The following is a 22,746-nucleotide window of genomic DNA, read 5'->3' on the forward strand; positions in this document are numbered from 1 at the left end:
TTGCCAGGCATCAAATAAAGCAAAAAGCCCAGTCGAAAGACTGGGCTTTTTGCTATGGAGCTTTTCTGGAAATAACCGCAAAGCCCAGCCGCCGCGCCGGGCTTTGCGGTTAAAGACGCCAGATTAATGAATAACCTGCGACAAAAACGCTCTCGTACGTTCTGATTTGGGGTTGGCAAAGAAGGTTTCTGGCGGTGCCTGTTCAACGATCTCACCACGATCCATAAAGATCACGCGATCCGCTACGGTACGGGCAAAGCCCATCTCATGGGTCACGCAGAGCATGGTCATACCCGACTCGGCAAGGCCAATCATCGTATCCAGCACCTCTTTCACCATCTCAGGGTCGAGCGCAGAAGTCGGTTCGTCGAACAGCATGATTTTCGGTTTCATACACAGCGAACGAGCAATGGCTACGCGCTGTTGCTGCCCGCCGGAAATCTGCCCCGGAAATTTATGGGCATGTTCAGCAATACGCACGCGTTCAAGATAATGCATCGCCAGTGCTTCCGCTTCCTTCTTCGGCATTTTACGCACCCAGATCGGTGCCAGCGTGCAGTTCTGTAAAACCGTCAGATGCGGGAACAGGTTGAAATGCTGGAACACCATGCCCACTTCCTGACGCACCTTTTCGATATTACGGATGTCCTCGTTAAGCTCAATCCCATCCACCACAATCCGGCCTTGCTGATGCTCTTCCAGATGGTTGATACAGCGGATCGTGGTGGATTTCCCTGAACCCGACGGCCCGCAGAGGACAATACGTTCACCCTGTTTGACCTCAAGGTTGATATTTTTCAGCACGTGAAACTGCCCGTACCATTTATTCACATTGTCGAGCGTAATCATCGCATCGTCAGACTGCATAATCATATTACTCATGGTTTTCCTCAGTGCGCTGTACGCCCGGTGTTGAAACGCTTCTCCAGATGCTGGCTGTAGCGTGACATGCTAAAACAGAAAATCCAGTAAACCAGCGCGGCAAAGACATAGCCCTCGGTCGACATGCCCAGCCATGCCGGATCGACCGTGGCCTGCTGCACGCTGCTGAACAGATCAAAAAGCCCGATGATGATCACCAGACTGGTATCTTTAAATAGCGCGATAATGGTATTAACCAGACCCGGGATCACCAGTTTCAGCGCCTGCGGCAATATGACCAGCCCCTGTGTTTTCCAGTAACCAAGAGCCAGCGATTCCGCCGCTTCATACTGACCCTTCGGCAATGCCTGAAGCCCGCCGCGTACCACTTCCGCCACATAAGCCGACTGAAAAAGCACCACGCCAACCAGCGCACGGATGAGCTTATCTATGCTTGTTCCTTCAGACATAAATAGCGGCAGCATCACTGATGACATAAACAGCACGGTGATCAGCGGCACACCACGCCAGAACTCGATAAACACCACCGACAGGATCCGCACCACCGGCATTTTTGAACGTCGACCTAAGGCCAGTAAAATGCCCAACGGCAAAGCGCCGGCGATACCGACCGCGGCGATGATCAGCGTCAGCGTTAATCCGCCCCATTGACGGGTTTCCACCCGCTCAAGCCCTAAAAATCCGCCATATAACAACCACCACACCACGACCGGATAGACGACCGCCCAGCAGGCGATATAACGGCCACGCCTGGGCAGCGTTTTCAAAAACATTGGTGCGATAGAGAGCAGACCAAGGATTAAAGCAACATTGATCCGCCAGCGCTGTTCATGGGGGTAAAGGCCATACATAAACTGCCCAAACCGCTGATGGATAAATACCCAGCAGGCGCCTTCTTTCGTACAATCCGCGCGGGTCGTTCCCACCCAGTTTGCCTGGAATATCAGCCAGTTAAGCAATGGCGGGATCAGCTCCCACATCAGCCACAGGCAGAACAGCGTCAGCAGTGTGTTTGACCAGCTGGAGAAAAGGTTCTTACGTACCCAAAGTAAATAACGCCCTGTCCCGGTACTGACCGGACGCGGCGAGTGAGACACAATAGCTTTTGTCATCACGGATCCTTAGCGTTCAATCAGCGCAATGCGGCGGTTATAGATATTCATCAGCAACGAAATACCGAGACTGATAATCAGGTATACCGACATAGTGATGGCGATAGTTTCAATTGCCTGGCCTGTCTGGTTCAGGACGGTTCCCGCGAAAAGCGACACCATGTCCGGATAACCAATCGCCGCCGCCAGAGATGAGTTTTTGACGATATTAAGATACTGGCTGGTTAATGGCGGGATGATCACCCGCAGCGCCTGCGGGATGATCACCTGCCGTAGCGTTACCGGATGCGGCAGGCCAAGCGAACGCGCCGCTTCGTGCTGCCCGTGCGGTACTGACTGAATACCCGCGCGGATAATCTCGGCAATAAAGGCGGAGGTATAGACTGACAGGGCCAGCGTCAATGCTGCCAGTTCCGGGATCAGCGCCATTCCGCCACGGAAGTTAAAACCGCGCAGTTCCGGCACATCCCAGTGCAGGGCCGCCCCGAAAATCATGTGCGCCAGCAGTGGCAATGCGATGAAAAGACCAAGTGCAACCGGCCATGTGCGGCGTAGTTGCCCGGTTTTGATCTGATGCGTTTTATTAAAGCGGAACAGGCCAACCGACAGGACAACTGCCAGCGCGACTGCCGCGATAAAAGCCAGCAGCCCTTCACCTGTTTGCGGCGCGGGAATATAGAGACCACGATTGCTCAAAAACGCCAGGTCGAACGCGCTTACCGCCTGGCGTGGCCCCGGAAGATTACGCAGTACCGCAAAGTACCAGAAGAAGATCTGTAATAACGGCGGAATATTGCGGAACGTCTCGATGTAAATAGTCGACAGTTTACGCAGCAGCCAGTTTTCCGACAGTCGTGCAAGCCCCAGAAAGAAGCCCAGAAATGAGGCAAAAACAATGCATAGCGCCGATACCAGCAGCGTATTAAGCAAACCGACCAGGAACACCCGGCCATAAGTATCGCCCTGCTCATAATCGATAAGATGCTGAACAATGCCGAAACCGGCGCTGCGATCGAGGAAGGCAAAACCTGACGTGATGCCACGGTTGCTCAGATTGGTAACGGTATTGTGTATCAGGTAAATAGCCACGCCGACGACAGCCAGCACGGCGATAATCTGAAACAGCCAGGCGCGAACCGCAGGGTTGGAGAAGGAAAACGATCCTTTAACGGTTGGGCGGCGATGGGACATAAGAAAACCTCGGTAGCCATGACTCTGGACCGGACACCGCAAAGGCGGTGTCCGTTACTGCAAAATACAAAATGTCAGGTCTTAACGTACTGGCGGAGCGTACTGAATACCGCCGTTATTCCAGAGGTTGTTCTGACCACGTTTGATTTTCAGTGGGCTTTCAGAACCCACATTACGTTCGAACACTTCCGCATAGTTACCGACTTTCTTGATGATGTTATAAGCCCATTTGTTATCAAGCTTCAGATCCTTGCCGTAATCACCCTCTTTGCCCAGCAGATGCGCCATATCAGGCGTGGCCGGATTCGCCGCTTTCTCATCGACGTTTTTAGAGGTAACACCCATCTCTTCCGCATTCAGCATGGCGAACAGCGTCCAGCGCACAATGGAGAACCACTCATCATCACCGCGGCGAACCACCGGGCCCAGCGGCTCTTTAGAAATCACTTCCGGCAGAACAATCCACTCGCCCGGCGTGCTCAGCTTAATGCGCAGCGCATAGAGCTGAGACTGGTCGGAGGCCAGCGTATCGCAACGACCTGATTCCAGCGCCTTGGCGGATTCATCAGAACGGTCAAAGGTCACCGGCGTATAGTTCATTTTGTTGGATTTGAAATAATCCGCCACGTTCAGCTCGGTGTCTGTACCTGCCTGAATACAGACGGTGGCACCATCCAGCTCTTTGGCGCTTTTAAGGCCCGCTTTGTTGTGGGTCAGGAAGCCGATACCGTCATAGTAAGTGACTCCGGTAAAGGACATTCCCATGCCTGCATCACGAGAGGAGGTCCAGGTCGTATTACGTGAGAGTACATCCACTTCACCCGACTGCAGCGCAGTGAAGCGCTCTTTTGCCGTCAGCGGGGTATATTTTACTTTTGTATCATCGCCGAAAACGGCAGCCGCAACGCCACGGCACACATCCACATCAATACCGCTAAATTTACCGTTGGCGTCTGCATAAGAGAAACCCGGCAACCCGTCACTAATACCGCACTGCACAAAACCTTTTTTCTTTACCGCATCCAGAGTGGCACCAGCATGGGCCTGATTAGCAACAGCAAACAGCGCACCGGCAGCGGCCAGGCTGGCGATCATCATCTTTTTCATAATGCATCCTGTGTGGCGAAATTATCGTTATATGAAGGCGTCCGGGAAACGCCTGAAACCTGTCTGTGGCTTTGGCCATACTTTGTAAAGCAAAGGTAGTGCCAGGTTTTACGCGTGAAAAAATTAATGCAGAACGCCCGTAATAAGGAGAGTGTAGACAGGGAAAAATAAAATCAGCGCACTGGATTGGTGCGAAATTAAAACCTGTGCCACAAATCAGAGCAAAATAAATTCATAGCAGACGAACCATTGGCGGGATGAATCATTTATACAGGAAAGGGGGATGAAAATAATGACCCAAAGTAAGAGGTAATTTTAACAATGTTGATGGATTGCACCGGACGGGAGCAAAAAGCAGGCGTACACCGGCACGCCTGCGAGAAGATTATTTGGTGAGAGCGACGATACCCAGGGTCACGCCAGCAATGGCCGCAGCGCCGCCTGCGATAGCGCCTGCCGTTTCCCAGTTATCCTGCGTGGTGCCTTTCATGCAGGTATTAGTGTGCACCAGGCGGCCCTGATCGTCATAGACGGGGACACAAGGGGAATCGTGAGCACACCCGGCCAGTACGGAAGACAACAGTGCAATGGCAATTAATTTTTTCATGATCACAATTACCTCTTTTGCGTGAATGCGCTCATTCTACCACTGGTTGTTGTGCCCTCCTGCGACTGGAGTTTTACAAAGCATGTCGAATGTAAAAAGCGTGGAGATAAAGCCGCCAGAATGATGAGATTATGGAGAAATAGAGGATGTGCGCAGGGACAATGATGTACATGAGTGAGGGTTTACCGGCGCAGAGGGCGTAAGGCGAAGCGATGCCAGCAGTCCGTCCACCAGCGACGGAGCCAGTCTGTCGAGATCAAAGCTTTTGTCCGTCATGAGCCAGTTTTTGATGATACCGCTCAGGTAGGCCTGAATAATAATCATCGCCAGGTCAATATTACAGTTCAGAAACCCTGGGTTTTCTTTTACGCATTTATTCAACATCTGCAAAACATGTTCATGATTAAACAACAGACGCTCGCGTATCTCTGTTTCTGATGTCAGCTCTTTTGTAAACTCGCATTTATGGTAAAGAATTTCCACAAGCGCCTGTTCCAGCGGATCCTGAGCAATCAGCCGTAAACCTTCTATTAGTGATTCTCGTAATATTATTTCGGCAGATGCGTCCGAATGTAACTTAATTTTATCGGCTATTTTATCCCGCACCGGTAATTGCTCTTGCCAGATAGCGTTAAATAATTGTGATTTATTTTCAAAATGCCAGTAAATAGCGCCACGTGTTACTTGCGCCGCATGGGCTATATCATCCAGCGATGTGCCAGAGAATCCTTGTTGAGAAAAGGTTAAAATGGCGGTGTCAATTAATAACTGCCGTGTTTTTAAGGCATCCTCTTTCGTTCTTTTTGCCATGAATAATAACTATGCTGAATGATGGGTTACATTTGCTAAATGAAATTTCCGCAAAAAATTGAATTTGTATCCTTGCATTTTTCTACTATTCATTCAACATGTCGAGGCTATTTTTATTGCCGTCCTCTTTATATTCATCGCATAAATATAAAGAGGGATGTTTTTATTTTAGTGCTGACGCGGGTCGGTGAATGCGAACAGATATAAGGTGAACCGCTACCATGGCTAAGTTCTTTATTGATAGGCCTATATTCGCCTGGGTGCTGGCGATTATTTTGATGCTGGCTGGCGCGCTGGCGGTCATCAACCTTCCGGTTGCACAATATCCTACGATCGCACCGCCTGCTATCGCTATTAATGCCACCTATCCCGGCGCTGATGCGCAAACGGTCCAGGATACCGTTACCCAGGTGATAGAACAAAATATGAATGGCCTGGATAATCTGATGTATATGTCGTCCACCAGCGATTCTGCCGGCAGCGTGTCCGTCACCTTAACCTTTAAATCCGGCACCGATGCCGATATCGCCCAGGTTCAGGTGCAGAACAAACTGCAACTTGCTATGCCATTATTGCCCCAGGAAGTGCAGCAACAGGGGATCAACGTTAAGAAATCAAGCAGCACCTTTTTGATGGTAATGGGTTTTATCTCGGAAGATGGCAGCATGACGCAGGATGATATTGCCGATTTTATCTCGTCAAATATTAAGGATCCTGTCAGCCGTACTGAAGGGGTGGGCGACGTTCAACTCTTTGGCGCGCAATATGCGATGCGCATCTGGCTGGATCCAAACAAACTCAATGAATATCAGCTCACTACTGTGGATGTGGTGAATCAGATCAAAGCCCAGAACAGCCAGATTGCCGCCGGGCAGTTGGGCGGCACGCCATCCCTGGCAAATCAGCAGATTAATGCCTCAATCATCGCGCAGACGCGATTGCGCACGCCGGAGCAGTTTGGCCGTATTACGTTAAAAGTCTTGTCCAGCGGCGCACGGGTACAACTTAAAGACGTCGCACGCATTGAGCTGGGCGGCGAGAACTACAACGTTATCGCCCGGTATAACGGTAAACCGTCAGCGGGTCTGGGCATCAAACTCGCAACAGGCGCTAACGCGCTGGATGCTGCCGATGCGGTGAAACAGCAGATGGCCCATCTGCAGCCCTACTTTCCTCACGGCCTGAAACTGGTTTACAGCTACGACACCACTCCTTTTATCAAGATCTCCATCCGGGAAGTCTTCAAAACGCTGTTTGAAGCCATCGTGCTGGTGTTTCTTGTCATGTATCTGTTTTTACAGAATCTGCGGGCCACGCTTATCCCTACTATTGCGGTGCCCGTAGTGTTACTGGGGACCTTTGCCATACTGGCGGCGTTTGGCTATTCGATTAATACACTGACCATGTTTGGTATGGTGTTAGCCATCGGCCTGCTGGTGGACGACGCTATCGTGGTGGTGGAAAACGTAGAACGCGTGATGGTCGATGAAGGATTGTCGCCCAAAGAGGCGACGCAAAAGTCGATGTCGCAAATACAGGGCGCGCTGGTGGGCATCGCCATGGTGCTGTCGGCGGTATTCGTCCCGATGGCGTTTTTTGGCGGTTCAACCGGGGTGATCTACCGGCAGTTCTCCATCACCATCGTTTCTGCCATGGCGCTGTCCGTGCTGGTGGCGCTTATTTTAACGCCCGCGCTCTGCGCCACCCTGTTAAAACCCACCGCCCACGGCACGACTAACCGGATGTTTGGCTGGTTTAACCGGCTGTTTGAACAAAGTACCCAGCACTACACCGGCAGCGTACAGAAACTGCTAAGCCGTACCGGCCGCTACATGGTGCTTTATGTGGTGATTGTCGTGGGCATGGCCTGCTTATTCCTTCGTTTGCCGACCTCCTTTTTACCCGAAGAAGATCAGGGGGTCTTCCTGACGATGGTCACGCTGCCTGCTGGCGCCGCCCAGGATCGCACAGAAAAAATCATGCAGGAAGTTACGCGTTACTACCTGACGAATGAAAAAAACAATGTGGATTCCGTATTTACAGTGACGGGGTTTGGACTCAACGGCAAAGGGCAAAACAACGGCCTGGCCTTTATTCGCTTAACAGACTGGGCGCAGCGCGAGGGCGAGGAGAATCGCGTTGAGGCGATAGTTGCGCGTGCCACGCATGCGTTTCGCAGTATCAAAGACGGAATGGTTTTTGCGTTTAATCTTCCGGCCATTACCGAGCTGGGCACTGCTACCGGGTTCGACTTTGAACTGATCGATCAGGCGGGGCTGGGGCATGTAGAGTTAACCAAAGCGCGTAATGAACTGCTGAAGAAAGTGGCCCAGCGCCCGGACATGCTGGTGCGTACACGGCCTAATGGTCTGGAAGATATGCCGCAATTCAAACTGAATGTCGATCAGGAAAAAGCACAGGCGCTCGGCGTCTCACTTACGGATATCAACAAGACCATTGCCACCGCCCTGGGCAGCACTTACGTGAATGATTTCGTCGATAACGGTCGTGTGAAAAAAGTCTACGCGCAGGCCGATGCACCTTATCGCATGATGCCGGATGACATTAATCGCTGGTTTGTACGCAGCCGTAACGGCGAAATGGTGCCCTTTTCAAGTTTCACCAGCGCCAACTGGATCCAGGGATCGCCGCGTCTTGAGCGCTACAACGGTTTGCCAGCGATGGAAATTCTGGGTGAGGCCGCGCCGGGTAAAAGCAGCGGTGAAGCCATGAAGATGATGGAGGCGTTCGCCGCCACGCTGCCTGACGGGATTGGCTTCGACTGGACGGGGATGTCTTATCAGGAGCGTTTATCCGGCAATCAGGCGCCCGCGTTATATGGGATCTCATTAATGGTGGTGTTCCTGTGTCTGGCCGCGCTTTATGAAAGCTGGTCGATTCCCTTTTCCGTCATGCTGGTTGTGCCGCTTGGTGTGGTTGGCGCGCTACTGGCGGCCAGCTGCCGTGGCCTGAGTAACGACGTCTATTTCCAGGTTGGCCTGCTGACCACAATTGGTTTGTCGGCAAAGAATGCCATTTTGATCGTCGAATTTGCCAGGGATCTGATGGATAAAGAGCGCAAAAGTTTAATCGACGCCACCCTGGAAGCCGTGAAAATGCGTTTGCGTCCGATCCTTATGACGTCACTTGCCTTTATCCTTGGCGTAATGCCGCTGGTGCTCAGTACAGGTGCGGGCAGCGGCGCGCAAAATGCGGTTGGGACCGGCGTAATGGGCGGTATGGTATCCGCGACCTTACTGGCGATATTTTTTGTACCAGTATTCTTCGTTGTTATTCGCCGACGCTTTACCAATAATCCCTGAATATATTCACCAAGGTTATTTATATAAATAATCTTATACAACGGGTTTATATTTAAAGGGGCTTGCTGCGTGAAAAGTGCGATATTTATTTTGTGGCTTTAGTTTTAAGTGCCATTATTTGTGGATTCTGTTGCGGTGTCATTTACATAAAGAGTGGATTGTTTGTAGGATACCCGGCCCGCTGGTTTTATTTTTCTACCTGCTTTGCGGCTTTTGCCGCGCATTGTGTTTTGAGGAACTGCAATGAATAAATTTGGTGAATGTATTCGCCTTTCGTCAGTCATTATTATGTCAATCGGCTTGCTTGGCGGTTGTAACGATAATGAAAGCGCGCCAGCTAAAATACCGGATCCAGAAGTCAGCGTCTGGCAGGTTAAAGCAGCCCCTCTGGCGGTGACGACAGAATTACCCGGACGAACCGAGGCATTCCGTATTGCAGAGGTACGCCCGCAGGTCAGCGGAATTATTCTCAAACGTAATTTTGTTGAAGGTAACGATATTACCGCTGGCGACTCGCTGTATCAGATTGATCCGGCAACCTATCAGGCAGCCTTAGCCAGCGCGCAGGGTGAATTAGCCAAAGCGGAAGCCGCCGCCAGTATGGCGCATTTAACGGTGAAACGTTATGTACCCCTGGTAGGGACGCAATACGTCAGTCGTCAGGAATATGACACCGCCGTTGCCAGCGCTCGCCAGGCCGACGCCAGCGTTCAGGCGGCAAAAGCCGCCGTGGAAACGGCACGTATTAATCTGGCCTATACCCGCGTCAGTTCTCCTATCAGCGGACGTATCGGTAAATCTGCCGTCACCGAAGGCGCGCTGGTGACCAATGGTCAGACGACGGCGCTGGCCACCGTGCAGCAAATCGATCCGATTTATGTGGATGTTACGCAGTCCAGCAGCGACTTCATGCGTCTGAAGCAGGCAGTAGAACAGGGCAACCTGCGCAAACAGGATGGCAAAGCAGAGGTGGAACTGCTTACAGAAAACGGTCAGGTCTATCCGTTAAAAGGGTCGCTGGCATTCTCTGATATTACCGTCGATCAGAGCACCGGCTCGATCACCATCCGCGCGGTTTTCCCTAATCCCGATCACACGCTGCTTCCGGGAATGTTTGTGCGCGCGCGCCTGGATGAAGGCATCCAGCCACAAGCTATTCTGGTGCCGCAGCAGGGCGTAACCCGTAATGCTCGCGGCGATGCCACCGTCATGCTGGTGAATGACAAAAGCCAGGCAGAGCAGCGCAACGTCGTGGCGACACAGGCGATTGGCGACAAATGGCTCATTTCTGAGGGGCTAAAAGAGGGTGACAAGGTCATTGTCAGCGGCTTGCAGCGTGCGCGCCCTGGCACCCATGTGACTATCGTGCCTGCTTCATCAGGTGAGTAAAAAACGCGTTGCAGTAATCGCGCTTACGCAGTGAGAGTCGTAAAAGATGTCGAAGTTTTTTATTGATCGTCCGATTTTTGCCTGGGTGCTGTCGATCATACTGATGATTGCGGGTGTACTGGCAATCATGCAATTACCTGTAGCGCAGTATCCGACTATTGCACCGCCCGCCATCGCCATCAGCGCCTCCTATCCGGGGGCCGATGCGCAAACGGTGCAGGATACCGTCACTCAGGTTATTGAACAGAACATGAATGGCATCGATAACCTGATGTATATGTCCTCAACCAGCGATTCCGCAGGCGGCGTCACCATCACCCTGACGTTTAAATCCGGAACTGAGCCGGATATTGCTCAGGTACAGGTGCAGAACAAACTGCAACTGGCGATGCCGCTTTTGCCTCAGGAAGTGCAGCAGCAGGGGATTAGCGTTGAGAAAGCCAGTAGTAGCTTCCTGATGGTCGTGGGCTTTACCTCTGAAAACAAAAGCCTGAACCAGGACGATATTTCTGACTATGTCGCCTCTAACGTAAAAGATGCTATTAGCCGTACCAATGGCGTCGGCGACGTACAGCTTTTTGGTGCGCAGTATGCGATGCGTATCTGGCTGAACGCCGATATGCTGAATAAATACCGTCTGACGGCGGTGGATGTCGTCAACCAGCTTAAAGTACAAAACGACCAGATTGCCGCCGGGCAGCTGGGCGGAACGCCTTCTGTTCCCAATCAGCAACTCAACGCTTCTATCATTGCGCAAACGCGCCTGAAAGATCCGCAGCAATTCGGCAACGTGACGCTGCGAGTCAATGCAGATGGCTCACTGGTCCGTCTCAAAGACGTAGCCCGCATTGAGCTGGGCGGCGAGAATTACAACACCGTGACGAAAATCAACGGTCAGGACGCCGCGGCGATAGGTATCAAACTGGCGACAGGGGCAAACGCTCTTGATACCGCAAGCGCCATCAAGAACAAATTGCAGGAGCTTGCTCCTTATTTTCCGCAGGGTATGCAGGTTGTTTATCCGTATGACACCACGCCCTTCGTGCAGATTTCCATTCACGAAGTGATCAAAACCCTGTTCGAAGCCATCATCCTGGTTTTCCTGGTGATGTACCTTTTCCTGCAAAATATCCGCGCCACGCTGATCCCGACCATCGCCGTGCCGGTTGTGTTGCTGGGCACCTTTGCCGTCCTCTCTGCTTTTGGCTATTCGATTAACACGCTCACCATGTTCGGGATGGTGCTGGCGATCGGCCTGCTGGTCGACGACGCCATTGTCGTCGTGGAGAACGTTGAGCGTGTAATGGTAGAGGATCACCTGCCGCCGCGAGAAGCCACCCAGAAATCAATGGAACAGATCCAGGGCGCGCTGGTGGGCATCGCCATGGTGCTGTCGGCGGTTTTCATTCCAATGGCATTTTTTGGCGGTTCAACGGGTGAAATTTATCGTCAGTTCTCGATCACTATCGTGTCAGCAATGGCCCTGTCGGTACTGGTTGCGCTGATTCTCACGCCGGCGTTATGCGCCACGCTGCTTAAGCCCGTCGATCCCCATGCCCATGGTGATAAAAAAGGCTTTTTCGGCTGGTTCAACCGTTTGTTTGAACGTTGCACCAGCCATTACACCGACAGCGTTGGCGGCATTATCAGAAGTACCGGGCGTTACCTGCTGGTGTATTTCCTGATTGTGGTGGGCATGGCGGTGCTGTTTTTACGCTTACCGACGTCCTTTCTGCCGGACGAAGATCAGGGCGTCTTTATGACCATGGTGCAACTGCCAGCCGGGGCAACCCAGGCACGTACGCAGAAGGTGCTCGATCAGGTGACCGATTACTACCTGAACGATGAAAAAGCGAACGTGAATTCGGTGCTGACGGTGAATGGTTTTAGTTTTAGCGGTCAGGGGCAGAACTCGGGGATTGCCTTTATCAGTCTTAAACCATGGGAAGAGCGTCCAGGCAAAGAAAACGCCGTAGAGGGCATTGTCGCGCGCGCCACAAAAGCCTTCAGCCGTATTCAGGATGGCCAGGTGTTCCCCTTTAACCTGCCGCCGATTGTTGAACTTGGCACGGCGACAGGGTTTGACTTCGAGCTTATCGATCAGGCCAACCTTGGGCATGATGCGCTGACCAAAGCACGTAACCAGCTGCTGGAAATGGTGCAGCAGCATCCTGATAAACTGGTGCGCGTACGGCCTAACGGACTTGAAGATACGCCGCAGTTCAAACTTGAAGTGGATATTGAAAAAGCCCAAGCCTTAGGTATCGATCTTTCTGATGTTAATCAGACGATCTCAATTGCGCTGGGGGGATCCTACGTTAATGACTTTATCGATCATGGACGCGTGAAAAAAGTCTACGTTCAGGCCGATGCGAAATTCCGTATGCTGCCGGGGGATATTAATAATCTCTACGTGCGCAGCAGCAACGGAGAAATGACGCCCTTCTCCTCGTTTACCACCTCAAGTTGGGTTTACGGCTCACCGCGGCTCGAACGTTTTAATGGTCTGCCATCTATGGAGATCCTGGGGGAGGCCGCCCCCGGCAAGAGTTCGGGTGACGCCATGCTGTTGATGGAACAAATGGCCTCCCGGCTGCCCGCCGGGATAGGTTACGACTGGACGGGTATGTCATATCAGGAACGTTTGTCCGGCAACCAGGCGCCCGCGTTATACGCTATTTCGCTGATCGTTGTCTTCCTGTGCCTGGCGGCACTCTATGAGAGCTGGTCAATCCCGTTTTCCGTCATGCTGGTGGTGCCGCTTGGCGTGATTGGCGCCTTGCTGGCGGCGATGATGCGCGGCATGAATAACGATGTCTATTTCCAGGTCGGCCTGTTAACCACTATTGGCCTGTCGGCGAAAAACGCCATTCTGATCGTGGAGTTTGCCAAAGATCTGATGGATAAAGAAGGCAAGGGCGTGATTGAAGCGACGCTGGACGCGGTGCGTATGCGTCTTCGTCCGATCCTGATGACCTCGCTGGCATTCATTCTGGGCGTCATGCCGCTGGTGATCAGCTCCGGCGCAGGCAGCGGTGCGCAAAACGCCGTGGGTACCGGGGTGCTGGGGGGGATGTTGACCGCCACGCTGCTGGCGATCTTCTTTGTGCCGGTATTCTTTGTGGTCGTACGGCAGTTTTTCACGAAAAAAGCCAGATAACGGCTAAGCGGCCCTGGCCTGGTTCACAGGCCGGGGCTTTTTTATTCGCCAGTACGACCCAACTGTGCGGCTTCCTGAGCGGAAACCGGCCTGCCGAGCAGAAAACCCTGCAGAGTGTTGCAGCCCAGTTCCGTCAGGAAGGTCTGCTGTGCCTCGGTTTCCACGCCCTCTGCGACAATTTTCAGATCCAGCGTTTTCGCCAGCGCTACAATGGCTGAAACGATGGTCGCATCATCGCCGTCACCGTTAAGCTCCTTCACAAAAGCGCGATCAATTTTGAGTTCGCAGGCGGGCAGACGTTTCAGATACAACAGGCTGGAGTAGCCGGTACCAAAATCATCAATGGACGCTTTGACTCCGGCATGCGTAAGCTCAGTCAGAATACGCACGCTCTCTTCCGGATTGCTCATCGCCGTGGTTTCGGTGACTTCAAGGATCAGGTCCCCCGGCGTCACCTGATAGCGTTGCAGGCAGTCCATCACGTGTTCCACCAGTCCGGGTTGCTCGAATTGCAGGGTGGATAAATTGACCGCCATCGACCATGAGGTATTCCCCAGGAGATGCCATTCCCGCAGCTGCCGGCAGGCCTCATCGATCACCCAATTGCCGATAGGAATGATCAGCCCGGTCTTTTCGGCCAGCGGAAGAAACACGTCAGGGGTTAACAGACCGCGCTTACTATGCTGCCAGCGCAGAAGCGCTTCAAAGCCGACCACCGGTCCGGTGGGGGCATGGAATTTAGGCTGATAAACCAGACGTAGCTCGTTACGCTCCAGCGCCTGCCACAAATCATTGACCAGTTGTAACTGCGCCTGCGCCAGCGTATTCATTGACGGCTGGAAAAAATGATACCCGTTACGCCCCATGCGTTTAGTGTGATACATCGCCGCATCGGCATTGAACATCAACTCGCGCTCATTTTCACCATCGTGAGGAAAAAGAGCGATACCGACACTGAGTGTGACCACCATTTCATAGGGATCAAGAGTAAAAGGACGATCAACCGCCCGTACCAGTTCACTGGCAAGCGACGCGGCTTCGTCCGGCGCGCTGACTTCAGCCAGCAATACAAATTCATCGCCGCCGATACGCGCCAGGGTGTACTGGCCTTTAAGCGGATGCTTCAGGCGTTCGGTAACGGCGATCAGCAACCGATCCCCCACGTCGTGACCATAGGCATCGTTCACCGCTTTAAAGCCATCCAGATCCATAAACATCAGGGCAAAAAAGCTCCCTTCACGTCTCGCCTTGCGGATCGCCTGATCCAGACGGTCTTCCAGCAATACGCGGTTAGGTAAACGGGTCAACGTATCATGCAGCGCCAGTTGCGCAAGCTCGCGGTTGGCCTCTGCAAGTGATAAGGCAAGCAGAGAGGTGCGCGCCTGTAGTCGTGCATCCAGCATCGAGACCAGCAACGTGATCCCCAGAATGGAAAGTGCGACAACGCTGACAAGAACTGCCAGCCAGTTGCCGTTAACGCCATCATGCATCATCGGGTGCTGATGCGGGAAAATCGCCGCCCGCATACCGGTATAGTGCATCCCGGCGATGGCCAGCCCCATCAGAATGGCGGCGCCCGCGCGCATTTGCGCAACCTGTGCCGCTTCGTGGCGCAAACGGAAAGTCAGCCACAGGGCAGCCCAGGAGGCGACAAAAGCAATCACCAGCGACAGGGCAACCCAGCGCATATCCCAGACGATCGGCGGTGAAACCTGTAACGCCGCCATACCGGTATAGTGCATGGCGGAGATGCCCGCGCCCATCACCAGCGAACCCGGGAGTAAACGACGCTGATGCAGGTTGGGTTTGCTTACCAGCCACAGCGCAAACAGGGAGGCACTAAAGGCGATCAGCATTGACAGGGCGGTCATGCCGGGGGCGTAGTTCATGTGCATGGTGAGTTCCATCGACAGCATGCCGATGAAGTGCATCGCCCAGATGCCGATCCCCATGGAGAAACTCCCGCCGATAAGCCACACCCATGCGGTTTTGCCCTGGCTGCTGGTCACGCGTCCTGCCATATTAAGTGCGGTATACGCGGCGAGAATGGCCACGACAAAAGAAATTACAACCAGGACATGGTCGTATTGGCTTACCAGCATGATGTCATCAACTCGTTTACGCTAAGGCGTCGTATTTTGTCTACAGAACAGGCGGAAAGGGCGAGACATTATCATTGTCTGCAAAGGGCGCAAAGGGATTTAAATCCATGATATTAAGAGGGGATAACGACAGTTTCGCTTAAAATCGCCGACGATCAATTACTCCAGCTCGGAACAGTTCACCAGCTTTAACGGATTAACGGAGTTCATGTTGCGGCATTTATCCACTTCAGTGGTGACCAGCTCAACCCAGAACATTAACAGCCCGTCAAACAGGAAAACGGTGACGGCAAATACAATCAGCCAGCCATATTTACGCAACATATTGTTTGTTCACTCTTTCGCCGATTTGGTGCTGGAAATATACACGAAATCCCGGCTAATGAAAGAATGACAAGCAGGGTTTTTTACCGCTGTTTCAGGCAATAAAAAAGGCGCTTCCCCATGCCGGTAAGCGCCTTTTTAAACAAGCAATCAACTGATTAGTATCAGTTCATGCCGTATTTTTTCAATTTCTTACGCAGAGTGCCACGGTTGATGCCCATCATCAGAGCAGCGCGCGTTTGGTTACCGCGGGTGTATTGCATCACCATGTCCAACAATGGCTGTTCAACTTCAGCCAATACCAGCTCATACAGATCACTCACATCCTGACCATTCAGTTGAGCAAAATAGTTCTTCAGTGCCTGTTTTACCGAGTCACGCAGAGGTTTTTGAGTTACCTGGTCCTGAGAGTTAACGGTAGAAACGGTCAGTACGTCAGAATTTACGCGTTGTTCGAACATAGTTCTGTCAGCTCTTTATTTCTGTTTACGCAAAATTTTCGAAGTATGCCTCCAACGCCTCCAGCTGTTCGCTGGCGTCTTCAATGGCGTTGAATGTGCGCCGAAACTGGTCATCTGGAGCGTGCTCCTGGAGATACCAGGATACGTGTTTCCGCGCAATTCGATAACCCTTTGCCTGACCGTAAAAGTCATGCAGTTCCCGAATATGCGCACAAAGCAAGCGCTTCACCTCTGCCAGAGGCAGGGGAGGAAGCAGCTCCCCAGTGTCCAGATAGTGCTGGATTTCCCGAAAGATCCAGGGTCTTCCCTGAGCCGCGCGACCTATCATCAGAGCATCAGCCCCTGTATAGTCGAGCACAGCTCTGGCTTTAAGCGGGTCAGTAATGTCGCCATTCGCGATAATCGGAATGGAAACTTTCTGCTTAACTGCCCGAATACTGCTGTATTCCGCGTCTCCGTTGAACAAACAGGCGCGAGTGCGTCCATGAATGGTCAGAGCCTGGATACCACAATCTTCAGCCAGTTGGGCAATTTCTACGCAGTTACGGTGTTCTGGCGCCCAACCCGTGCGAATCTTGAGCGTAACAGGAACGTCCACAGCCGCTACCACCGCAGTCAGGATAGACTTCACCAGATCTGGATGCTGCAAAAGGGCTGAACCTGCCAGCTTGCGATTCACCTTTTTAGCCGGGCAACCCATATTAATATCAATAATCTGGGCACCGCTTTCCACGTTGATACGTGCGGCTTCCGCCATTTCTTCAGGTACGCTACCAGCGATCTGCACTGTACGAATACCTGGCTCATCAATGTGCACCATACGTAAGCGTGATTTATCACTTTCCCAGACCTGAGGGTTAGATGACATCATCTCGGATACGGTAAGTCCCGCTCCCATCTCGTAGCACAACGTCCTGAATGGCCTGTCAGTGATGCCAGCCATTGGCGCTGCGATCAGGCGATTTCTGAGCTGGTGGTGTCCGATTCGCATGAGTTAAGAAATGACCATACTGTGACTGCAAGGCGGCGTATATTACGCATTTTTTGCACGAGATGAAAGGCCAAACTTTGAACAATCCACTGTTGCAGATCATTGAATCCGTTATTCATATTGGATTTATCAATAAATTATCATGCGAATCATTGAGTTATGTTAATAGTAATAATTCATGACGTAACTAAAATTCCTTAAATACAGTGAATTTTGCCGCTAAAAAACGGCGGGTTATCTGGTAACTTGCTGTTTTTATAGACACTTCAACTCCAGTAATGCGATCTACCTCTCGTTTTTTTCTGCTCATAAAAGCATCGTTACGCGGTAAGGATTCACGCAATAGTGTGTCGTTATTCGATGATCACCCGACCATGTCCCGGCTGTACAGGACGATTATTTTCATGAGGTAAAACGCGGGTCAGCGTCTTCAGTTGTTCCGCTGAAAGCGAAAGCGGCTCTTTCATAACAAGCCAGCGCACGCCTTCCGTACAGGGCGGCGTGGTGAGCGATCCGCTATAGCGATAGTACATTGTGCGTGCAGGCAGCAGTTTTTTGATGTCGACATCCTGAGTAAGCGCCACGCTCTCGTCCGCCTCGCGCGGCATTTCATGCCACAGCTTCTGGAGTTCATTGTTTGGCGTACCGGTGGTAAACATGACGGCCACGACCGTCGTCTCACCCTGCGCGTTCTGGTGCACCAGATGCATCTCCAGTGGGTAATGCTTACCACCCACCGTATTTTCCGACGGCGCATGGAAATGCAGTTGCCGGAGCATGAACAGCTCGCCGTCTATTTTCACGCTGTTTTTGTTATCGTCGGCAAAGTTGGCCATCACCGTATAGCCTTCATGGCTGAGGCTTATCGGGCTTTGCGGGTAGCGTGGTTTTAGCGGCATAAGACGGGTTTTCATGACCGCTGTAATATCGACAGGCGACTGGTTCATCCCTTTGCTGCACATAAAATAGTCCGGGTTCAGCTCTCCCCAATATTCTGGCGCGCTTTCTCCTTCATAACTCCATTCGTTTGCTGTGGCGCAGGTCGACAGCAGACCCAGCGTGAGGAAAGCCACGCTGCGTAATGCAGTGTTCATAACATTCATCCCATGAATAGTTAATGAAAAAACATATTAAATTTCAATGAAATACCACGTAAATTATAGGCTTATTGACGACGGAAGAAACGACAAAAAATGGGATGGGCAGAGGATAAGCGCAACGCAGCGGAGGACTGCGTTGCGGCAGGGACTTACTTTTTACGACCGGTAATGCGGCACCACTCTTCTTTTTCCACGACGGGATCAAGCGAGAACAGATCGGTATAGGCATCACAAACGCTTTCCGCCTGGCTGGCCAGAATACCGGAAAGGCCCAGCAGACCGCCTTCAACAGGCAGTACGCTGATCAGCGGCGCCAGTTCACGCAGCGGGCCGGCGAGGATGTTCGCCACCACCACATCGGCTTTCATGGTCGCTGGCTGGTCCTGCGGCAGGTACAGCTCCAGACGATCGGCCACGCCATTACGTTCGGCGTTATCACGGCTGGCCTGAATGGCCTGCGGATCGATGTCGATACCAATGGCTTTCGCCGCGCCCAGTTTCAGCGCCGCAATGGCGAGGATGCCGGAGCCGCAACCAAAATCGATCACCGTTTTACCGGTCAGATTCAGGCCATCCAGCCATTGCAGACACAGCGAGGTCGTAGGGTGAGTGCCGGTACCAAAAGCCAGGCCCGGATCCAGCATCACATTGACGGCGTTCACGTCCGGGACATCGCGCCAGCTCGGGCAGATCCACAAGCGCTCACCGAAACGCATCGGGTGGAAGTTTTCCATCCACTCGCGTTCCCAGTCTTTATCTTCCAGCTGTTCGATTTTGTGCGCAAAACCCGCGCCCAGCAGCGGATGCAACGCAAGCAGTGATACCACCTCGTTCATGTCCGTTTCGGCATCAAACAGGCCGATGACGTCCGTGTCACCCCACAGGCGGGTTTCGCCCGGCAGCGGCTCAAACACCGGCGTATCGTGCGTGTCCTGGAAGGTGATAGAGACGGCGCCAGCTTCGAGCAGCGCATCGCTCAGCGCTTCGGCATTCGCCCCGGTTGTATTCAGTTTCAGTTGGATCCACGGCATGGCAAAACTCTTTATTTATCAGATGTAATAACGTGACCTTCCGCAACCGGGCGACCAAACAGGTTCCCGATCAGAAACGCCAGCAAACTCAGTAACAGCGACGGAACAATCGGGTGGAAGCCCAGATATTGTATTTTAAACGTCGCCAGCACGGCATAGAGCACACCGCCCACAATCATCGCGCTAAGCGCCCCGGCCGCATTGGCCCGCTCCCAGTAGAGGCCCAGCACCAGCGGCCACAGGAATACGGCTTCCAGCCCGCCAAAGGCCAGCAGATTAAGCCAGATAATCATCTCTGGTGGACGCCAGGCCGCCAGCAACAGCAAGACGCCAAGGATCAACGTGATCGCCGCCGACATTTTCTTCAGCCGCTTTTCATTATTGATCTGCGCCGGATAGAGATTCAGGTAGAGATCTTTAATGATCGTAGCGGAACTTTGCAGCAACTGTGCGTTGATCGTCGACATGATCGCCGCCATCGGTGCCGCAAGGAAGATCCCCGCCGCAAAAGGAGGCAGCACTTTCATCATCAGCGTTGGGATCACCAGGTCCGGCACGATCAGATCGGGGATCACCGCGCGGCCCAGCGCGCCCGCCAGATGCATACCCAGCATCAGGATCGCCACCACAATGGTGCCGATGATCATACCGCGATGCACCGCTTTGCTGTCTTTATAGGAGATGCAGCGTACCGCCGTATGCGGCAGGCCGATCACCCCAAAGCATACCAGCACCCAGAACGACGTCATAAAGGTAGGGGTCAGAATATCATCCGCACCCTGCGGCGATACCAGTTTTGGGTCGATGCGTTGCAGCGTATCGACGGCGTTACCCAGGCCGCCAGCGGCATGCACCACGCCGACCAGTAGCACGATAGTGCCAATCAGCATCACCATGCCCTGGAGTGTGTCGTTGAGCACGCTGGCGCGGAAGCCGCCGTAGGCGGTATAGAGCGCAATGCTGACGCCAAAAATCAGCAGTCCGGTTTCGTAAGGAATACCGGCCGCCGTTTCCAGCAGACGCGCACCGCCGATAAACTGCACCGCCATCGCGCCCACAAAGGCGACCAGCAGGCTGATACTGGCCAGCCATACCAGCAGGCGGCTCTGATAGCGGCCAAACAGCATATCGTTGAGCGTCACGGCGTTATAACGACGCGCGAGGATGGCGAATTTTTTGCCCAGAATACCCAGCGACAGCCAGACGGCAGGCAACTGGATCATCGCCAGCAGCACCCAGCCGAGACCATATTTGTAAGCCGCCCCCGGCCCGCCAATAAATGAACTGGCGCTGATGTAGGTGGCGGTCAGCGTCATCGCCAGCACGATCCCGCCCATGGAGCGGCTGCCGAGAAAATACTCGTTAAGGAATGAGCCGGCGGCGCGCTTGCGCATGGCATAGACCGACAGGCCAAAGACCACCAGCAAATAGGCGACCAGCGGCAGAATGACTTCAAGCTGCATCGTCGTCCTCCAGGGAAATATCCCGGTAGATAAATTTCACCATCGCCCAGCACAGCAGGATAAATACCAGCGGCAGCAGCAGACAGGACATTTCAAACCAGTGGGGCAATCCGGTGAATCCGGTCGTATCTCCCGGTAAGTAAGCGGTCACTAACCAGGCGGCGAGATAAAGCAGCGTAAGCCAGAGTGCCCAGCGGGCCTCTTTGTGCGCCTGAACGAAACGTGTATCCATTATCGTCCCTCGGGGATCAGAAAGGCGGGGATTGTACCGCAAGAGCGAAAAAGAGAATAAAAAAAAGGCCGGAAATCCGGCCTTTTGCTGCGAGCGCTTAATTACTTCTCATGAAGACCGAGCTTCTTCTCCAGATAGTGGATGTTAGTTCCACCGTGCTGGAAGTTCTCGTCATTCATGATGCGGGTTTGTAGATCAACGTTGGTTTTGATGCCGTCGATGATCAGCTCCTGCAACGCATTTTTCATGCGGGCAATGGCCACGTCGCGGGTTTCACCGAAGCAGATCAGCTTACCGATCATGGAGTCATAATACGGCGGTACGGTATAGCCGGCGTAAATATGCGATTCCCAGCGCACGCCAAAACCGCCTGGCGCATGGAAACGGGTGATTTTGCCCGGGCTTGGCAGGAAGGTGTTCGGATCTTCGGCGTTAATACGGCACTCGACCGCATGACCCTGAACCCGGACGTCTTCCTGTTTGATGGACAGCGGCTGACCTGCGGCAATGCGCAGCTGCTCTTTGATCAGATCCACACCGGTGATCATCTCTGTTACCGGATGTTCAACCTGAATACGGGTGTTCATCTCAATGAAGTAGAACTCGCCGTTTTCGAACAGGAACTCGAAAGTACCCGCGCCACGGTAGCCAATGTCAATACAGGCTTTGGAGCAGCGTTCGCCGATGAATTTACGCAGTTCCGGGGTAATGCCCGGCGCTGGCGCTTCTTCAACAACTTTCTGGTGGCGACGCTGCATGGAGCAGTCACGCTCGGCCAGATAAATGGCGTTACCCTGACCATCTGCCAGCACCTGAATTTCGATGTGGCGAGGGTTTTCCAGGTATTTTTCCATGTACACCATGTCGTTGCTGAATGCTGCTTTCGCTTCAGCTTTGGTCATGGAGATGGATTGCGCCAGTTCGGCATCACCGCGAACCACGCGCATACCGCGACCGCCGCCGCCGCCGGACGCCTTGATGATCACCGGGTAGCCAATGCGTTTAGCATGGGCACGGTTAGCATCCATATCGTCGCCGAGCGGGCCGTCAGAGCCTGGTACGGTCGGCACGCCTGCTTTCTTCATCGCGGTGATCGCCGACACTTTGTCGCCCATCAGACGAATAGTGTCAGCTTTCGGGCCGATAAAGATAAAGCCAGAGCGCTCAACCTGCTCAGCAAAGTTGGCATTCTCTGAAAGGAAGCCATAACCCGGGTGAATCGCTGCCGCGCCGGTGATTTCAGCCGCGCTGATGATCGCCGGAATATTCAGGTAGCTTTTTACGGACGGTGCCGGACCGATACAGACCGTTTCGTCCGCCAGTAATACGTGTTTTAAATCGCGATCCGCTGTTGAGTGCACGGCGACAGTCTTGATGCCCAGTTCTTTACAGGCACGCAGAATACGCAGAGCAATCTCGCCGCGGTTGGCAATGACAATTTTATCCAGCATGTTCGCCTCG

General features: G+C 52.9%; 18 protein-coding genes. 3 read left to right on the top strand and 15 right to left on the bottom strand.

Going from position 1 to position 22,746, the window contains the following annotated elements; all coding sequences use genetic code 11:
- Positions 1-123 precede the first annotated feature (123 nt).
- The 6 genes from ACQUTD_RS19265 to ACQUTD_RS19290 all read right to left on the bottom strand — a co-directional run bounded on the left by ACQUTD_RS19265 (position 124) and on the right by ACQUTD_RS19290 (position 5,709).
- Positions 124-882 (bottom strand): ATP-binding cassette domain-containing protein, encoded by a 759-nt coding sequence (locus tag ACQUTD_RS19265; protein ID WP_473274394.1) that lies wholly within the window; start codon positions 880-882, stop codon positions 124-126.
- 8 nt (positions 883-890) lie between these two features.
- Positions 891-1,994 (bottom strand): ABC transporter permease subunit, encoded by a 1,104-nt coding sequence (locus tag ACQUTD_RS19270; RefSeq protein ID WP_473274395.1) that lies wholly within the window; start codon positions 1,992-1,994, stop codon positions 891-893.
- A gap of 9 nt (positions 1,995-2,003) precedes the next feature.
- Positions 2,004-3,185 carry an amino acid ABC transporter permease gene (locus ACQUTD_RS19275; RefSeq protein ID WP_072569511.1) on the bottom strand — a complete coding sequence of 394 codons (1,182 nt, stop codon included), beginning with the start codon at positions 3,183-3,185 and terminating at the stop codon, positions 2,004-2,006.
- Positions 3,186-3,266: 81 nt separating this feature from the next.
- Positions 3,267-4,292, bottom strand: a complete 1,026-nt coding sequence (locus tag ACQUTD_RS19280) for an amino acid ABC transporter substrate-binding protein (RefSeq protein ID WP_072569512.1) — start codon at positions 4,290-4,292, stop codon at positions 3,267-3,269.
- Positions 4,293-4,677: 385 nt separating this feature from the next.
- Positions 4,678-4,899: a putative periplasmic lipoprotein gene (locus ACQUTD_RS19285; RefSeq protein WP_072569513.1), complete on the bottom strand. Its 222-nt coding sequence runs from the start codon at positions 4,897-4,899 to the stop codon at positions 4,678-4,680.
- A 129-nt stretch (positions 4,900-5,028) separates the two neighbouring features.
- Positions 5,029-5,709 (bottom strand): TetR family transcriptional regulator, encoded by a 681-nt coding sequence (locus ACQUTD_RS19290; RefSeq protein ID WP_473274397.1) that lies wholly within the window; start codon positions 5,707-5,709, stop codon positions 5,029-5,031.
- 221 nt (positions 5,710-5,930) lie between these two features.
- Here ACQUTD_RS19290 and ACQUTD_RS19295 point away from each other — a divergent pair, with 221 nt between their 5' ends.
- The 3 genes from ACQUTD_RS19295 to ACQUTD_RS19305 all read left to right on the top strand — a co-directional run bounded on the left by ACQUTD_RS19295 (position 5,931) and on the right by ACQUTD_RS19305 (position 13,581).
- The gene (locus tag ACQUTD_RS19295) at positions 5,931-9,032 is read left to right on the top strand and encodes an efflux RND transporter permease subunit (protein WP_473274398.1); all 3,102 of its coding nucleotides are present in this window, start codon (positions 5,931-5,933) and stop codon (positions 9,030-9,032) included.
- Between the two features lie 243 nt (positions 9,033-9,275).
- Positions 9,276-10,421: an efflux RND transporter periplasmic adaptor subunit gene (locus ACQUTD_RS19300; protein ID WP_473274399.1), complete on the top strand. Its 1,146-nt coding sequence runs from the start codon at positions 9,276-9,278 to the stop codon at positions 10,419-10,421.
- A 46-nt stretch (positions 10,422-10,467) separates the two neighbouring features.
- On the top strand, positions 10,468-13,581 hold the full coding sequence (locus ACQUTD_RS19305; RefSeq protein ID WP_473274400.1) for an efflux RND transporter permease subunit: 3,114 nt from the start codon (positions 10,468-10,470) through the stop codon (positions 13,579-13,581).
- Between the two features lie 41 nt (positions 13,582-13,622).
- Here ACQUTD_RS19305 and ACQUTD_RS19310 read toward each other — a convergent pair whose 3' ends face one another.
- The 9 genes from ACQUTD_RS19310 to accC all read right to left on the bottom strand — a co-directional run bounded on the left by ACQUTD_RS19310 (position 13,623) and on the right by accC (position 22,736).
- Positions 13,623-15,683 carry an EAL domain-containing protein gene (locus ACQUTD_RS19310; RefSeq protein ID WP_473274401.1) on the bottom strand — a complete coding sequence of 687 codons (2,061 nt, stop codon included), beginning with the start codon at positions 15,681-15,683 and terminating at the stop codon, positions 13,623-13,625.
- Positions 15,684-15,842: 159 nt separating this feature from the next.
- Positions 15,843-16,007, bottom strand: coding sequence for a DUF2556 family protein (locus ACQUTD_RS19315; protein WP_072569519.1), 165 nt, complete (start codon positions 16,005-16,007; stop codon positions 15,843-15,845).
- Positions 16,008-16,171: 164 nt separating this feature from the next.
- Positions 16,172-16,468, bottom strand: coding sequence for a DNA-binding transcriptional regulator Fis (gene fis, locus ACQUTD_RS19320; protein WP_003855228.1), 297 nt, complete (start codon positions 16,466-16,468; stop codon positions 16,172-16,174).
- A gap of 25 nt (positions 16,469-16,493) precedes the next feature.
- Positions 16,494-17,459, bottom strand: coding sequence for a tRNA dihydrouridine synthase DusB (gene dusB / locus ACQUTD_RS19325; protein ID WP_072569520.1), 966 nt, complete (start codon positions 17,457-17,459; stop codon positions 16,494-16,496).
- Positions 17,460-17,812: 353 nt separating this feature from the next.
- Positions 17,813-18,553, bottom strand: a complete 741-nt coding sequence (locus tag ACQUTD_RS19330; RefSeq protein ID WP_318363347.1) for a carbonic anhydrase — start codon at positions 18,551-18,553, stop codon at positions 17,813-17,815.
- A 155-nt stretch (positions 18,554-18,708) separates the two neighbouring features.
- Complete coding sequence (gene prmA, locus ACQUTD_RS19335; protein WP_473274403.1) at positions 18,709-19,590, bottom strand: 50S ribosomal protein L11 methyltransferase; 882 nt, start codon at positions 19,588-19,590, stop codon at positions 18,709-18,711.
- A gap of 11 nt (positions 19,591-19,601) precedes the next feature.
- Positions 19,602-21,053 carry a sodium/pantothenate symporter gene (gene panF, locus ACQUTD_RS19340; protein ID WP_318377624.1) on the bottom strand — a complete coding sequence of 484 codons (1,452 nt, stop codon included), beginning with the start codon at positions 21,051-21,053 and terminating at the stop codon, positions 19,602-19,604.
- Positions 21,043-21,285, bottom strand: a complete 243-nt coding sequence (locus ACQUTD_RS19345) for a YhdT family protein (protein WP_318363350.1) — start codon at positions 21,283-21,285, stop codon at positions 21,043-21,045. Before ACQUTD_RS19345 ends, panF begins: the two co-directional genes overlap by 11 nt.
- A 101-nt stretch (positions 21,286-21,386) precedes the next feature.
- The gene (gene accC / locus ACQUTD_RS19350) at positions 21,387-22,736 is read right to left on the bottom strand and encodes an acetyl-CoA carboxylase biotin carboxylase subunit (RefSeq protein WP_072569525.1); all 1,350 of its coding nucleotides are present in this window, start codon (positions 22,734-22,736) and stop codon (positions 21,387-21,389) included.
- Positions 22,737-22,746: the final 10 nt, after the last annotated feature.

This window comes from Enterobacter sp. K510 (genome assembly GCF_055804875.1).

What these genes read in the sequence shown, in the direction of transcription:
- ACQUTD_RS19265 (WP_473274394.1), bottom strand. Translation starts at nt 882, where the DNA reads ATGAGTAATATGATTATGCAGTCTGACGATGCGATGATTACGCTCGAC.
- ACQUTD_RS19270 (WP_473274395.1), bottom strand. Translation starts at nt 1,994, where the DNA reads ATGACAAAAGCTATTGTGTCTCACTCGCCGCGTCCGGTCAGTACCGGG.
- ACQUTD_RS19275 (WP_072569511.1), bottom strand. Translation starts at nt 3,185, where the DNA reads ATGTCCCATCGCCGCCCAACCGTTAAAGGATCGTTTTCCTTCTCCAAC.
- ACQUTD_RS19280 (WP_072569512.1), bottom strand. Translation starts at nt 4,292, where the DNA reads ATGAAAAAGATGATGATCGCCAGCCTGGCCGCTGCCGGTGCGCTGTTT.
- ACQUTD_RS19285 (WP_072569513.1), bottom strand. Translation starts at nt 4,899, where the DNA reads ATGAAAAAATTAATTGCCATTGCACTGTTGTCTTCCGTACTGGCCGGG.
- ACQUTD_RS19290 (WP_473274397.1), bottom strand. Translation starts at nt 5,709, where the DNA reads ATGGCAAAAAGAACGAAAGAGGATGCCTTAAAAACACGGCAGTTATTA.
- ACQUTD_RS19295 (WP_473274398.1), top strand. Translation starts at nt 5,931, where the DNA reads ATGGCTAAGTTCTTTATTGATAGGCCTATATTCGCCTGGGTGCTGGCG.
- ACQUTD_RS19300 (WP_473274399.1), top strand. Translation starts at nt 9,276, where the DNA reads ATGAATAAATTTGGTGAATGTATTCGCCTTTCGTCAGTCATTATTATG.
- ACQUTD_RS19305 (WP_473274400.1), top strand. Translation starts at nt 10,468, where the DNA reads ATGTCGAAGTTTTTTATTGATCGTCCGATTTTTGCCTGGGTGCTGTCG.
- ACQUTD_RS19310 (WP_473274401.1), bottom strand. Translation starts at nt 15,683, where the DNA reads ATGCTGGTAAGCCAATACGACCATGTCCTGGTTGTAATTTCTTTTGTC.
- ACQUTD_RS19315 (WP_072569519.1), bottom strand. Translation starts at nt 16,007, where the DNA reads ATGTTGCGTAAATATGGCTGGCTGATTGTATTTGCCGTCACCGTTTTC.
- fis (WP_003855228.1), bottom strand. Translation starts at nt 16,468, where the DNA reads ATGTTCGAACAACGCGTAAATTCTGACGTACTGACCGTTTCTACCGTT.
- dusB (WP_072569520.1), bottom strand. Translation starts at nt 17,459, where the DNA reads ATGCGAATCGGACACCACCAGCTCAGAAATCGCCTGATCGCAGCGCCA.
- ACQUTD_RS19330 (WP_318363347.1), bottom strand. Translation starts at nt 18,553, where the DNA reads ATGAACACTGCATTACGCAGCGTGGCTTTCCTCACGCTGGGTCTGCTG.
- prmA (WP_473274403.1), bottom strand. Translation starts at nt 19,590, where the DNA reads ATGCCGTGGATCCAACTGAAACTGAATACAACCGGGGCGAATGCCGAA.
- panF (WP_318377624.1), bottom strand. Translation starts at nt 21,053, where the DNA reads ATGCAGCTTGAAGTCATTCTGCCGCTGGTCGCCTATTTGCTGGTGGTC.
- ACQUTD_RS19345 (WP_318363350.1), bottom strand. Translation starts at nt 21,285, where the DNA reads ATGGATACACGTTTCGTTCAGGCGCACAAAGAGGCCCGCTGGGCACTC.
- accC (WP_072569525.1), bottom strand. Translation starts at nt 22,736, where the DNA reads ATGCTGGATAAAATTGTCATTGCCAACCGCGGCGAGATTGCTCTGCGT.